11 protein-coding genes are annotated in these 13,913 nt (G+C 62.9%); 10 read left to right on the top strand and 1 reads right to left on the bottom strand.

Annotated features, from left to right (window positions below):
- Positions 1 to 80: 80 nt before the first annotated feature.
- Complete coding sequence (locus tag CcI49_RS38215) at positions 81 to 707, bottom strand: TetR/AcrR family transcriptional regulator (RefSeq protein ID WP_054571299.1); 627 nt, start codon at positions 705 to 707, stop codon at positions 81 to 83.
- Between the two features lie 267 nt (positions 708 to 974).
- Between CcI49_RS38215 and CcI49_RS38210 the strand changes: the two genes are divergently transcribed.
- The 10 genes from CcI49_RS38210 to CcI49_RS38175 all read left to right on the top strand — a co-directional run bounded on the left by CcI49_RS38210 (position 975) and on the right by CcI49_RS38175 (position 13,888).
- Positions 975 to 1,655 (top strand): SGNH/GDSL hydrolase family protein, encoded by a 681-nt coding sequence (locus CcI49_RS38210; protein ID WP_054571300.1) that lies wholly within the window; start codon positions 975 to 977, stop codon positions 1,653 to 1,655.
- Positions 1,656 to 2,456: 801 nt separating this feature from the next.
- Positions 2,457 to 3,971 (top strand): ABC transporter substrate-binding protein, encoded by a 1,515-nt coding sequence (locus CcI49_RS38205; RefSeq protein WP_076834140.1) that lies wholly within the window; start codon positions 2,457 to 2,459, stop codon positions 3,969 to 3,971.
- Between the two features lie 60 nt (positions 3,972 to 4,031).
- Positions 4,032 to 4,970, top strand: a complete 939-nt coding sequence (locus CcI49_RS38200) for an ABC transporter permease (protein WP_076834561.1) — start codon at positions 4,032 to 4,034, stop codon at positions 4,968 to 4,970.
- On the top strand, positions 4,967 to 6,817 hold the full coding sequence (locus tag CcI49_RS38195) for a dipeptide/oligopeptide/nickel ABC transporter permease/ATP-binding protein (RefSeq protein ID WP_076834560.1): 1,851 nt from the start codon (positions 4,967 to 4,969) through the stop codon (positions 6,815 to 6,817). The genes CcI49_RS38200 and CcI49_RS38195 overlap by 4 nt, the downstream gene beginning before the upstream one ends.
- Positions 6,814 to 7,656: an ATP-binding cassette domain-containing protein gene (locus CcI49_RS38190; RefSeq protein WP_076834559.1), complete on the top strand. Its 843-nt coding sequence runs from the start codon at positions 6,814 to 6,816 to the stop codon at positions 7,654 to 7,656. The genes CcI49_RS38195 and CcI49_RS38190 overlap by 4 nt, the downstream gene beginning before the upstream one ends.
- Positions 7,657 to 7,676: 20 nt before the next feature.
- A complete protein-coding gene (locus CcI49_RS42905) occupies positions 7,677 to 7,823 on the top strand; it encodes a hypothetical protein (protein WP_198955752.1) in 147 nt (48 codons plus the stop codon).
- A 10-nt stretch (positions 7,824 to 7,833) separates the two neighbouring features.
- On the top strand, positions 7,834 to 8,097 hold the full coding sequence (locus CcI49_RS44650) for an alpha-L-rhamnosidase C-terminal domain-containing protein (protein ID WP_198955751.1): 264 nt from the start codon (positions 7,834 to 7,836) through the stop codon (positions 8,095 to 8,097).
- Entirely contained in the window at positions 8,094 to 10,334 is a 2,241-nt protein-coding gene (locus CcI49_RS38185) for a glycoside hydrolase family 3 C-terminal domain-containing protein (RefSeq protein WP_241840525.1), read from the top strand. Before CcI49_RS44650 ends, CcI49_RS38185 begins: the two co-directional genes overlap by 4 nt.
- 9 nt (positions 10,335 to 10,343) lie before the next feature.
- A complete protein-coding gene (locus CcI49_RS38180; RefSeq protein WP_076834557.1) occupies positions 10,344 to 11,327 on the top strand; it encodes an alpha/beta hydrolase in 984 nt (327 codons plus the stop codon).
- On the top strand, positions 11,327 to 13,888 hold the full coding sequence (locus CcI49_RS38175) for an alpha-L-rhamnosidase (protein WP_076834554.1): 2,562 nt from the start codon (positions 11,327 to 11,329) through the stop codon (positions 13,886 to 13,888). The genes CcI49_RS38180 and CcI49_RS38175 overlap by 1 nt, the downstream gene beginning before the upstream one ends.
- The last annotated feature ends 25 nt before the right edge of the window (positions 13,889 to 13,913 follow it).

The raw sequence follows: 13,913 nt of genomic DNA, 5'->3' as shown, positions 1-13,913 counted from the left end.
GTGCCTGCGACCGGCGTTCAAAGGCTCTGGGCCGGCATCGAGGAGCCACGGCAACACCGAGCCTCCGTTGAGGGGCCGGATCACGTGGTCAGCGCGTCAAAATCCAGATTGCGGAACGCGTTCTCGATGAAGCGGGCTGCGAGATGTTGGGCAGCCTTCAGGTCGCCGCCGTGGTCGATGGTGTGCTCGCAGACCTGGAGGGTGACGCCGACACAGGCAGCGGCAAGTGTGTGAGCGTTCGCTCCGAGGCTGGGTCCGAAAGTCTCTTGTCGGCGCGTGATGAGGGCGGTGAGTTGCTGGGTCACGCCGTTGACGACCTCCTTCCGTAGCGTAGCCGGCCGATCGCCGGTCCGGTCGCCCCGGAAGAGCAGATCGAAGCCCTCGGCCCGCTCTGCCGCGAAACGGAAGAGCGGATCGGTGCCCACTGCTGCCAGTTCGGTGAGGGGGAGGCTGCTGCCCTGCTCGTAGGCGTCAGCGACCCAGTCCCAGAAGATCGTGGCTTCGCGTCGGACGACGTGCAGGTAGATCTGCTCCTTGTTACCGAGCCGAGCGTAGAGAGTCGGCTTGGTCGTCCCGGCCCGCCGTGCGATGTCCGCAACCTGCGCGGATGAGTAACCCTCTGCATGGAAGACAGCACGCGCCGCGTCGAGGAGGTCATCTTCGTCGAATCGGCGACCGCTGAGACTGCTGACTGAGTACGCGGACACCTTGAGGAGTCTACGAAGATAGAGCCTTGACTCCAAGTAAAGACATGGATAGCTTCACTCGGCGTTAACACATGTCGCTGCGGCCGCGCGACCCTGACCACCTCCGACGGGCCTACGACCTCCACTGGAGACACCGTGCAACGACGCCGCTTCCGCTTACTCTCCCTACTTGCGGCCCCTCTCTGCTTACTGTCCGCACTCACGGTGGTTGCCGCTCCCGCCGGCGCGGCGCCGCCTCCATACTCCTCGGCCACCCGGTACGTGGCGATGGGTGACTCCTACTCCTCCGGCCTCGGAGGCTCAGGGGTAAGCCTTGACTGTGGCCGCAGCCCGCAGGGGTACCCGACACTGTGGGCCAACGCTCACGGCATCACGACCTTCACTGACGTCACCTGCGCTGGGGCGGTGACTGAGGACGTGCTTGCCAACCAGGTTTCGGGGCTGAGTGCGCAGACCGACGTTGCCACCATCACGATCGGTGGCAACGACGTCGGGCTGGGATCACTGGTGTCGAACTGCCTACTAGCCACCGACCAGGGCTGTGCCCAGGCGGTCCAGCAGTTCCAGGCCAGCCTGCCGGCCCTCAACGCCAAGCTCGACACCACCTACGCGGCGATCCGCCAGGCGGCTCCTACCGCGCAGGTCTACGTGCTCGGGTACCCGCATTTGTTCGAGACGACCTGGACATGCTTCGAGTTCCCTGCTCTCAGCCAGCCGAAGCGTGTGGTGATCAACCAGGGTACCGACGCGCTCAACAGCAGCATCGCCCAGCGCGCGACGCAGGCCGGCTTCCAGTTCGTCGACGCCCAGGCGAAGTTCAACGGGCACGCCCGCTGCTCGGTCAACCCGTGGATCTTGCCCGTTTTCAGTCTCCCTGCTCCGCTGCACCCCAACGCGGACGGATACCGGTACGGCTATCAAGCGGCGCTTACCGCAGCTACCGGCTGATCTGAACCCCTATCTGCCCACGTAATCATAGAGAGCCGAGTAAGGCGGTAGGCGACCCTACGTCGACAATCAACCTATTCGGCTGATCTGACTGAAATATGCGATTGCCATCAGATGGGAGGTGAACGGGTGCGGCTGCAGCTAGGCGGAGATCAATACTGCTCCTCGACCAGTGGTAAATTTCAACCGGAACGGCGGCACGGTGGTCGCAGAGAAGGTCACCTGTGTCGAGCGGCCCGGTCTGTACTTCTGGTGGACAGTTCCTGGCTGCTGCCGCACCACTCCACGTCCGCCTGTATCGACCGTGAAGGGGCGGCCGGTGTACCGGGCTTCGTTGCCGCAGGTCGTTCCAAACCATCAATGTGGACGCCGGAGAAAATGGGCCAATACTTCTGCATCCGAGTATCTGGTGCACCGGGTCCGTGCCGCGCGAGCACGGTGTCAGAGCTAGGCCCGCTTCGTCGATCGAACTCCGGTTTGAGTCTTGACCCGACTCTTTCGCCAGCGCCCAGCTCCATCCAGGCTGCAAGTCGCCAGAAACCAACGGCGAGAGCGACAACAAGAGCTGTGAAACGGATCGCGAGGCCTCATGGTTCCAGGGCTTATCCCGGGCTCATCCGGCCTCTGATCCGGCCGAGGTTCCCATATGAATCCTCGCCCGGTACCGCTAGGAAAGTTTGTACCTTCGGCGTTCAAGAATTTTTCCAACAGGCGCATTTGGTCGGATGGATCTCGCTTGAATCCCCGGGCCCAGATGAGGTGCTGGCCCGCGGAACGGTTCGGGTTAAGGGGAATGACACGATGTTCAGATGGAAGTCGATAGTAGGCGCGGCGGCAGTTCTCGCTCTCGCAGTGACCGGCTGCTCCGGGGCAGGAGAAGCGACCGGCTCGAAAGGTGGCGGAGCGGCGACGCTGATCACCGTCGCCGCTCCGGGCTCGCTTGATCCTGCCGCAGCCTCGATGGGCCCGATGGCGGCCTACTACGAGGCGGTATATGACACGCTGCTTCGTTTGGACTCGGCGGGAAAGCTGCAGCCGTGGCTCGCGACGAAATGGACCTACGACGACAAGCGAACCAAACTGACCCTCACGCTGCGCGATGACGTGACCTTCACGGACGGGAGCGTACTCACCGCGGACGTCGTAGTCGCGAATCTTGAGAGGTTCAAGGCCGGAACCGCGCAGAACGCCGGCCGGCTGGCAGTTGTCGCGGCTGTCGAGGCGGCTGATGACAAGACAGTAGTCATCACACTGTCGCAGCCCGAGCCCAACTTTCTCTTCTACCTGGCATCGGACGCCGGACTGACCGCTTCAGGCAAGGCGCTTGCAGATCCTGACCTCGCGACCGACCCGGTCGGATCCGGTGCGTACGTGCTGGACAAGTCGGGGACAGTAATCGGTTCCACGTATCATTACACCAAGAACCCTAACTACTGGAACCCAGATGTCCAGCATTTTGACGAGCTGACCGTGAAGGCGTTGCAGAACGTTGGCAGTATCGCGAACGCGGTCACTGCGGGTGAGGCGGACATCGTGCAGCTTCCCAAGGAAGCGGTCAGCCCCGCAAGAAGCGCCGGTTGGACAATCAACGAGATCCACTCCGGAGGTTTTACCGGACTTATGTTCTTCGATCGGAACGGCGAGGTCTCGGAGCCGCTTGGGAAGGAGAAGGTCCGGCAGGCGATCAACTATGCGTTGGACCGTCCGGCGCTGATAAAGGCCCTCAATGCGGGTGTCGGTAGTCCTACCACGCAGATCTTTCCGACGGCCGGCCGTGCTTACGACGCCGAACTGGACAAGGCCTATCCCCACGACCCTGCAAAGGCGAAGAAGCTGCTGAGCGAGGCCGGATACCCCGACGGTGTCACGATCACCCTTCCGGACTTCGGTAACCGGGACAACTATGCGATCCTTGTGCAGATGCTCGGCGAGGCGGACATCAAGGTCGAGTGGAGCGAGAGCCAGCTGCAGAACTCGATCACGGACATCCTGTCCAAGAAGTTCTCGGCGGTGTACTTCGCGCTGGGCGACGCTACTGACTGGGGAACCGTCCAGCAGGTGATCACGCCGAACGCCGCCTTCAATCCGTTCAAGACGAAGGATCCGGCGCTGGATGAACTCATCCAGCAGCTGCAGGCCGGCGATGAGGCCACTCAGGCAGAAGCGGGGCGCAAGATCAACAAGTATGTCGTGGAGCATGCGTGGTTCGCGCCGATTCAGGGCAGCTTTTCCCTTATCGGCTCAAGTCCTGATGTATCTGTCACCCCGCCGACGATGACGACGTATCCCTCGATCTTTGATATCCAGCCCAAGTAGTACCATCCCGCCGGGGCCGGTACTGGGCCGGCCCTGGCCGACAGGGACTTGGACGGCATTATGATTAGATACATCACCGGGCGGACACTCTCCGGCATCATGCTGGTGGCTGTCGTCGCGTTCGGCACATTTGCGATGCTTTACGGCTCCAGTGGAGATATTGCTCGCCGCCTCCTCGGTGAATCCGCAACTCCTGAGACGGTGGCGCGGAAGTCCGAGGAGCTGGGACTGAACCGGCCTCTCTGGGAGCAATTCTGGGAATGGGTTTCGTCTGCGGTCACGGGTGATCTTGGCCGCTCGTGGGTGAATGGTCAGCGCGTTTCGGATGCCATCGAAAGCCGTCTTCCTGTCACTTTGTCCCTTGTCGTTCTAACGGTCGCGCTCACAGCGATCATCGCGATTTTTTTAGGTATGCTCGCGGCCTATCGTGGGGGTTGGGTGGACTCGCTGATCCAGATCCTCAGCGTGGTCGCGCTCGCGATCCCGGGTTTCCTTATCGCGCTCTGGCTGGTGCTAATCTTTGCGGTGGGTCTTGGCTGGTTCCACGCGACCGGGTACACACCGATGACCCAGTCTTTCAGCGGCTGGCTCGCGTCCGTGATTCTGCCGGTCATAGCGCTCGCGATCGGCGCCATCGCCGGCGTCGCCCAGCAGATCCGGGGCTCGATTCTCGACACGATCGATCGGGACTATGTACGGACCCTGCGTAGCCGTGGACTCCCGATGAACCATGTACTTTATCGCCACGTGCTCAGAAATGCTAGCGGGCCCGCGCTTACGATCCTCGGCCTGCAGTTCATCGGATTAATTGCCGGCGCCRTCTTCGTCGAACAGATATTCGCGCTTCCCGGGATCGGTCAGCTGGCTATCAACGCAACCCTGTCCACCGATGTCCCGGTGGTAATGGGTGTGGTGGTGGTCATCGCCGTAGTCGTCGTCGTTGGCAACCTGCTCATCGACCTCGCGCAAGGTGCGCTCAACCCGAGAGCGCGCCGATGACTGAGATCGTCGCTCCCACCTCAGTGGATGCGCAGCCGGTATTGTTCCGTCGGCTTCTTCGGCGCCCGCTGAGCGCGGTGGCCATCGGGCTCCTCGCGCTCATAGGCCTCGTCGTCGTGCTAGGGCAGTGGATCACTCCCTACGACCCGTCGCTGACGTCGATTGATGACATCCTCGCGTCACCGAGTGCAGCGCACCTGCTGGGTACCGACGGCCAAGGTCGTGACGCGCTCTCCCGGGTCATCGCCGGAGCGCCGCTGACGATCGGGTCAGGCCTGTTCACTCTGGTGACTGCCGTCGTCTTCGGTGTCGGTGCCGGCCTCGTCGCCGGGTACTACGGGGGCTGGCTCGATGCGGTGCTGTGCTGGGTTGTAGGCATGCTGATGGCGTTGCCTGGCATGGTGATGATCGTCGCGGCCCGAGCGATCCTCGGGCCCTCGATGCTATCGATGATGTTCCTGCTGGGGCTCTTCATCTCCCCGGTGTTCTTCCGGATTGTCTACGGAGCTGTCCGTGCTGTACGGGTGGAGCTCTACGTCGACGCTGCGCGCGTCTCGGGGCTCAGCGACGCCCGGATAATCGGCCGTCACGTGCTGTCGGCAGTGCGTGCGCCGATCATCGTCCAGGCGGCGCTTGTCGCCGGGATGTCAGTCGCATTGCTCGCGGGTCTCGAGTTTCTCGGGCTCGGAAACCCGAACAAGCCCACCTGGGGATCGCTCCTCTCCGCGGGCTTCCAACAGGTCTACACCGCCCCATGGCTTGTAGTCGGCCCCGCGATCGCGCTGGGGATCACGGGCATCACATTCGTCCTGCTCGGTAACGGACTTCGGGATGAGCTCGAGCGCACGGCGTCTCCACGCCGCAACAAGCGCCGCACTATGGCGGTCACCAAACAGGCCGTCACAGCTGCGGAGACACCGATTCCAGCCAGTGCCGACGACCTCGACTCAGCTCTCGATGAGAAGGCCGAGAACAGTGCACTCGTCATTCACGAGGAGCCAGAACCTCAGGATGCGAGCGCAGTCCTTAGAATGAGCGACCTCAGGGTCGCTTACAGCCGGCCCGACGGATCCGAGATCGAAGTGGTGCACGGTGTCTCGCTCGAGCTACGTAAGGGAGAGATCCACGGACTGATTGGCGAGTCCGGTTCCGGTAAGACTCAAACCGCGCTATCGATCATTGGTCTACTGCCTCGTGGCGGGCGCGTCACCTCCGGTGAGATAATTTTTGACGACGTGCAACTGGAGGGGGCGGACGACCGAACGCTTTCTAGCATTCGCGGCCAGCGGATCGGCTACATCCCACAGGAGCCGATGAGTAATCTGGACCCTTCCTTCACCGTGGGTAGCCAGCTCGTGCACCCGCTCAGGCTCCGGATGGGCATAGGAAGACGCGAGGCTAGGGACCGCGCGCTCGGATTGCTGGAGCGCGTCGGTATTCCCAACCCGGTACGGACCTTTGACAGCTATCCCTTCGAGCTGTCGGGCGGCATGGCGCAGCGAATTCTCATAGCTGGCGCGGTTTCCATGGATCCGGACGTTCTTATCGCAGATGAGCCCACCACCGCGCTCGATGTCACCGTTCAGGCCGAAGTGCTGGATCTCCTGCGTGACCTGCAGGAGGAACGTAACCTGACGATGCTCCTCGTCACGCACAATGTTGGCGTCGTTGCCGACCTCTGTAATCGTGTCACGGTCATGCGGCACGGTGTGTTCGTTGAGTCTGGACCTGTACGCGAGGTACTGACGGCCGCACGGCAGCCGTACACGAAATCGCTGCTGGAAGCCCTCCTGGAAGACACCCCACCGCGCTCAGCCCGGAAAGATGCCCAAGGCGGCGAAGTATGAGTTCGATCCTTGAAGCCCGCGACGTAGTGGTTTCCTATCGCGGCAAGGGCTTCCGCGCAGCGTCGTTGCTGGCGCTGCGCGGCGTGTCCATAGAGCTCCGTTCTGGCGAGACCCTCGGCCTTGTCGGTGAATCCGGCTCGGGTAAGACCACGCTCGGCCGCGCAATACTCGGGCTCGCACCGGTGACAGGCGGAAGCATCACTTACGACGGGAGGGAGATCACGGATCTGCGCCGTCGGGACCGACGCTTGCTCGGCCGCGAGATCCAGGCCGTCTTCCAGGATCCATATTCCTCGCTCAGCCCGTCAATGACAATCGAGAGCATCCTGTCCGAGCCACTGACGGCTACCGGGATGCCGAAGCGGGTGGCCCGGGAGAAGATCGCGGATCTGCTCGATCGCGTCGGGCTTCCTAGCAGCGCACGCTCGAGGCTGCCTCGAGAGTTCTCCGGAGGCCAGCGACAGCGGATCGCAATCGCCAGAGCCCTAGCGCTCAACCCACGCGTCATCGTCTGCGACGAACCGGTGTCGGCCCTGGACCTGTCGACCCAGGCGCGTGTGCTCGATCTGTTTATCGAGATCCAGGAACGCACCGGCGTTGCCTATCTCTTCGTATCGCACGACCTTTCTGTTGTAAGGCACATCAGCCATCGAGTTGCGGTGATGTATCGCGGCGAGATCGTCGAGGTCGGCGACGGAGATCAGGTCACGGCACGACCGGCACATCCCTACACGCAGCGGTTGTTCCTCGCGGCGCCAGTATCGGACCCGGACGCACAGCGTGAACGGCGTGCCCAGCGGCGTGAGCTCGTGGCCCTTGACGCTGGTCTAGAACCGTAAGGACTCAGTTGATCACTCGCATGCTTGACAATGTGCAGATGGTCACCGCGGCGGACGAGTTCCAGGCCTTCGTTCCCAGTGTCGAGACCGGTCTCGACGCCACGGAGCCGATCAGGAGAGCCGTCCTGCGAGGCACCCGCCCACGGCGTCTTCGAAGCTCGTACTGACGGCAAGGCGGTGAGCGCAGGTGTACTGGCGCCGGGTTGGGTACTCCAGGATCCGCCGCTTCCCGGCCGAGGCCTGGACTGGGCGAAGGGTGCACTTGAGACACGGTCCGGACGGGTCGAGTGCGTCTGGCGACGCAATCGCGACCAGACTGTCACGGTCCACTGTGCCGTTCTCGAGGGCCTCGCTGCGGAGCTACACCTACCTGACGGAAGCGCCCGGATGCTTGAGGGAGGCTCCTACGAGATCTCGCTCAGAGAGGACCCACAGAGGTGACTGAAACCACGGAGAACCAGGAACAGCATACAATCACGCTGACGACAGAACAGATGGTGACGCTTCTGTCGGGACGAGACACGTGGTCGACGCAGCCAGTAGAAAGCGCCGGTATCCGCTCAGTCCGGCTTTCGGACGGGCCACACGGCTTGCGTGTTCAGGAAGAGGGCGGCGACCCCCTGGGATTCCTGCCAAGCCTGCCCGCGACCTGTTTTCCCCCTGCGGTTGCGCTTGGATCAAGCTGGGATCCTGGGGTCGTCGCGAAGGTCGGTGAGGCCCTCGGACGGGAGGCTCAGGCTGCTGGCATCGATATCATACTAGGGCCCGGGGTGAACATCAAGAGGTCCCCTTTGTGTGGGCGAAACTTCGAGTATCTATCGGAAGATCCTTTGCTCTCAGGTGTTCTCGGTGCCGCCTACGTGAAGGGCGTCCAGAGTACGGGAGTCGGTGCGTCGGTGAAACATTTCGCTGCCAACAACCAGGAAACCGACCGCATGCGGGTCAGCGCGGATGTGGATGAACGGACGCTCCGTGAGATCTACCTCCCGGCATTCGAGCGGGTGGTCAAAGAGGCAGAGCCCGCGACGGTAATGTGTGCCTACAACAAGATAAACGGGGTTTACGGTTCGGAGAACCGCTGGCTGCTGACCGAAGTCCTCCGCCGTCAGTGGGGCTTCACCGGTGCCGTGGTGTCGGACTGGGGTGCCGTTCACGACCCGGCAGCGGCGGTGCGCGCCGGGGTGGATCTCGAAATGCCTGGGACCAGGGGACGAAGCGTCCGCGAACTGATGGCAGCCGTCGTGGCAGGTGAGCTCGACGAGGCGGTGGTCAGTGAGAGTGCCGAGCGAGTGCGCCGGCTCGGCAGATACGGCCTGGGCGAGACGAATGCTGTCGATCCAGATGCTCATCATGCGATCGCACGGGAAGCGGCTTCGGCCTGCACCGTTCTTCTGAAGAACGAGGATGTCCTGCCCCTTTCTCCCGATGCTCGGATCGTGGTCATCGGCGAGTTCGCCAGAACTCCGCGCTTCCAGGGTGGGGGCAGCTCGCATGTCAACGCCACCCGGATCGACTCGTTCCTGTGCGCGGCCGAAGAGCACGCCCGCGGTCCGATCGAGTTCGCGGCAGGCTATGACGTTGATGGGGATGGTGACCCCCGACCCCTGCGGGAGGCCGCAGTGACCGCGGCCGCCGCGTGCGAGGTCGCAGTCATTTTCGTCGGACTCGGTGAGGCGGATGAGTCGGAAGGCTTCGATCGCACCTCCATCGACCTTCCGGAAGCGCAGACTGCGCTCATCCGGGCGGTGAGCACGGTTTCCGCGAAGACGGTGGTCGTGCTGTCGCACGGTGGGGTAGTGGGGCTCGAAGGATGGCACGACGATGTCGACGCGATCGTCGACGGGTTTCTTCTCGGTCAGGCTGGGGGCAGCGCTCTCGCGGAGATTATCTACGGCGTCGTGAACCCTTCCGGCAAGCTTGCGGAAACTATTCCGATGCGGCTCGAGGACACGGCCTCATTCACCAATTTTCCGGGTGAGCAAGGCCATGTAGTCTACGGTGAACGACTTTTTGTTGGATACCGGTCCGTCGCGACGACCGGGGTTGCTGTTCGCTATCCGTTCGGTCATGGCCTGAGCTACACGACTTTCCGTGTCCGACGCTTCCAGGTCTCGGTTACCGGCTCCGACCGGGTCACGGTGTCCGTCGCAGTCGAAAACGTGGGTGACCGCGACGGTGCACATGTCATTCAGATCTACGTGGATGCGTCCTCCCGCGGGTTTGTGCAGCGGCCGGCCCGCGAGCTGCGTGCGTTCGCGAAGGTCTTCATTCCGGCGGGTCGGTCTGCCGACCTCGAGCTGGCGCTCGATCGGAGGGCCTTCGCCTACTGGGACACCGAGCTCTCGGACTGGTGTGTGACACCAGGTGAGTACCGAGTGATTCTTGGCCGTGACGCGCTCACCTCGGATGCGGAGGAAACCGTGATTCTCGGCGGCGACCATATTGTCCGCGAACTCACCCTGCGGTCGACGGTGCAGGAGTGGTTCGATCATCCGGTCGTGGGGCCGATCCTACTCGAAACGCTGGAGTCCAAACTGTTGTTCGGTCTCGCCCAGCCGGGCACACTACGTGTGCTCGGATCGCTTCCGATGCAGAAGATTGTCAATCTCGTTGGCGAGGGGATTCCGCCCGGGGCCATCGAGTCATTGATGGCGATGACCGTGCACTCGGAAAAGTAGGAAGATACGATGAGTGACCCGTATTTCGACCGCATCCGGGCTCTTCACATGGAACTTGAGGCCGTCCGCCCGGACGCACAGCAGCCAGGCGACCCGGAGTTGATAGCACGGCTGATGCGGCCGCGGCCCACGGAAGCCGGCTATGCGGCGCCGGCCGCGGAGGTCAGCGAGGTCACCATAAGGGTGGCCTCAGACGCGTTCAGGATCCGGATCTATCGGCCTTACACCGCTGGGGCCGACCGGCCGCTACTCGTCTGGAGCCATGGCGGGGCGTTCCTCGGCGGCGACCTTGACATGCCCGAGGCAGATGCCGTCGCACGTGAGCTGACTGCTCGGGCAGACGCCGTGGTCGTCTCAGTGGACTACCGCCTGTGTGTCGAGGGCGTGCACTACCCGGCGCCCAACGACGACGTGGTCACGGCGTTCGGCTGGGCAGTTCAGCACGCGGAAGCGTTGGGAGCGGACCCCGCCCGGGTCAGCATCGGCGGCGCGAGCGCCGGTGCGTGCCTGGCTGCTGGAGCCGCGCTTCGCCTACGCGACGCCGGTGAGGCCCAAGCCGCCTCCGTGATCCTTGCCTACCCGGTAGTTCATCCTGTGCTTCCGATGCCGTCCACCGAGCTTGCGGAGAAGCTGGCCTCTCTCACTCCCGCGATGGCCTTCGCCCCCGAGATTTTCACCCCCGTGCTCGAGAACTACCTGGGATCGCCGGCCGACGAGGCGGCGGCCTACGCGACGCCCGGAGTGTTGGCGGCTGATCTCCTCGGGCTGCCACCGACACTCATCTTCAACTGTGAGTACGACGGGCTACGCGCCTCCGGAGAGAAGTTCGCCGAGCAGCTCCGTGCTGCAGGTGTCGAGGTGGTCTCAGGAACCGTGCCAGCTGTGCTTCATGGACATCTGAACCGACCGGGCCTGCCGGAGGCCGACGAGACCCTCACTCGCATGAGTGAATGGATCACCACCCATCGCCACGCGCCTACGGTGACCCGCTGATGCGAGTCGAGCGTCTCCGCACACTCCACCGGATCGAGCCGGTCGGCATCGACCAGGTCCCCGAGTTCTCATGGTGCATCTCCAGCCCCGAGCGTGACACCCTGCAGACCTCGTACCGGATCACGGTCGAGGACGGTGATCGCACAGTGTGGGACACCGGGCTCGTCGCCAGCGAATCACAGTCGTTCGTCGAATACTCAGGCAGCCCTCTTCGCAGCCGGACCCGCTATCGCTGGGCGGTCACGGTCGAGGACAACCACGGCAACACTGATACGGCCTCCGCGGGTTTCGAGACGGCCTTCCTCGACACGGCCTGGACTGCGAGGTGGGTGGAGAGCACGATCCCACGGCCCGCAGCTGAGAGCTGGGGGCACGGGACACAGCCGCCCGCCGTCGAGTTCCTCAGGAACTTCGCGGTTCACCACCCAATTCGATCCGCCCGCCTCTACGCCACGGCACTCGGCGTCTACCGCTTGACCCTCAACGGGCTCCGTCCCGATGACCGTGAACTCGCCCCCGAGTTCTCGGTCTATCGGAGGAGGCTCTACTACCAGACCTACGACGTCACCGCCCAGCTGCGGGAGGGGGCGAACACCCTATCGATGTACGTCGGTGACGGATGGTATTTCTGCCCGGTGACGCGTCCGCTTTCGTACGAGCTTCGCGAACTTCCAGCGGTTCTCTTCCAGCTGGAACTCGAATACGAGAATGATTCGACGGAGACAATCTTCTCGGATGGCAGCGAGATCTGCCGAACTGGCCCGGTGCAGTCATCGGACCTGTACTGGGGCGAGCGATTTGACGCGAGGGCTTCGTTCGGTGATCCGCGACCGGTCAAGATTGTCGATCTTGGCTACAGCAATCTCGTGGCTCAGCCAATCGATCCGATCCGGCCGGTGGCGCTCCTGCCCGCCGTGGTGACCTATGCGTCCCCGGAAGGGGATCTCATCGTCGACTTCGGTCAGATCGTGGCTGGCCGGTCTCGTGTGAAGATCGACGCGCCGGCGGGAACCGAGATCACCCTCGAGCACTTCGAGGTGACCACCGCCGACGGAGGTTACTTCAACTCGATGATCGCGGGTCAGAAGGATGTGTACGTCTCGGACGGTGCACCTCGCGAGTACGAGCCCCTGTTTACGTTCCACGGCTTCCGGTACATTCGCGTGTCGGGTCTGCCGTCGGTGAGCAAGGACGACTTCGCGGCCGTCGTTCTCACGACACCAAAAGAGTGTACCGGCACCTTCGAGAGCTCGGATCCGCGCCTCAACCGGCTCCACGAGAACATTCTTTGGTCGCAGCGGAACAACATGATGTCGATCCCCACCGACTGTCCGACACGGGAGAAGGCGGGCTTCACTGGCGACATCCAGATATATGTTCCCGCAGCCTTCGTCAACGAAGACATGACTTCGTTTCTGTCCGCCTGGCTGCGAAATCTCTCGGCTGAGCAGCGCGCGGACGGTGTCGTGCCGATGACCGTTCCGTTCACGAATCTCTACGAGCGCCTCTCGCTCCGCACCAGCGAGCAGTTCGGCGGCGAGGGCGTGACTGGAATTGCAGGATGGAGCGACGCGGCGGTGATTGTTCCCTGGGAGATGTATCGTGCGACCGGGAACACCCTTGTTCTGCGCGATGCATTTTCCTCGATGAAGTCCTGGTGCGACAGCATAATCACCACAGCGCGGAACCGGCGCGGTCCTGACAGCATCCCAGAAGAGCTCGACCGCTATCTCTGGAACACTGGTTTTCACTTCGGTGAATGGCTCATCCCGAGCCGGAAACAGGAGGAKGGGGACTTCGAGTTCACGAGGGAGTCTAGCGCGTACGTAGCGCCTTTCTTCGGCTATCGGGCCGTTCGCCTCCTCGCCGATGTCGCGGACGTGCTTGGCCGGGTAGACGACTGTGACTTCTATGCTGCGCAGGCGGCCAGGATGAAGGACGCGATTCAGCAGGTTTTTATGGCCGGTGACGAGCTTCCGACGAATCTTATGGGTGGCTACGTCCTCGCCTTCGCGTTCGACCTCGTTCCCGCTGACCGCAGGGACGCCTACGCTGCCAAGCTGGTCCAGCTGATCGAGGAGAACGGCGGCCTCCTCGACACGGGCTTTCTCGCCACGCCGTATCTGCTGGACGTCCTTGTGGAGATCGGTCGGGCGGATCTCGCGGTCGAGCTGCTCTGGGAGACCCGGCAGCCATCGTGGCTATACCAGGTCGACATGGGTGCAACGGCTATCTGGGAGAGCTGGGACGCGATGTCCCCCGATGGCACGCCGGCAATCTCCAGCTTCGACCACTACGCGTTCGGGTGCGTCGATGACTGGATCTGCAGAGAGGTAGCGGGGATTCAGGCGACAATCGCAGGATACAAGCATACCGTTATCGCCCCGCGCACCGACACGCGTCTGACCTCATGCACGCGGACCCTTCTGACCGAGTTCGGGGAACTTGCTGTGCGGTGGACAGGAGACCGGCTGGAGGTCACGGTGCCGTGCAACACAACCGCGACCGTTCTCTGGAACGGGCAAAGACATGAGATCGGCAGCGGCCGATATAGCTTCTAAGCGGCTGTCGCGAAGACAGATGTCC

It is taken from the genome of Frankia sp. CcI49, from assembly GCF_001983215.1.
Lineage (GTDB): Bacteria > Actinomycetota > Actinomycetes > Frankiales > Frankiaceae > Parafrankia > Parafrankia irregularis.
The sequence above is the reverse complement of the archived record's forward strand: the minus strand, read 5'-3'. Positions and strand labels throughout refer to the sequence as shown.

Bases quoted from the DNA above. Each gene is read 5' to 3' on its own strand.
- CcI49_RS38205 (WP_076834140.1), top strand. From the start codon at position 2,457: ATGTTCAGATGGAAGTCGATAGTAGGCGCGGCGGCAGTTCTCGCTCTC.
- CcI49_RS38195 (WP_076834560.1), top strand. From the start codon at position 4,967: ATGACTGAGATCGTCGCTCCCACCTCAGTGGATGCGCAGCCGGTATTG.
- CcI49_RS38190 (WP_076834559.1), top strand. From the start codon at position 6,814: ATGAGTTCGATCCTTGAAGCCCGCGACGTAGTGGTTTCCTATCGCGGC.
- CcI49_RS42905 (WP_198955752.1), top strand. From the start codon at position 7,677: ATGCTTGACAATGTGCAGATGGTCACCGCGGCGGACGAGTTCCAGGCC.
- CcI49_RS38180 (WP_076834557.1), top strand. From the start codon at position 10,344: ATGAGTGACCCGTATTTCGACCGCATCCGGGCTCTTCACATGGAACTT.
- CcI49_RS38210 (WP_054571300.1), top strand. From the start codon at position 975: ATGGGTGACTCCTACTCCTCCGGCCTCGGAGGCTCAGGGGTAAGCCTT.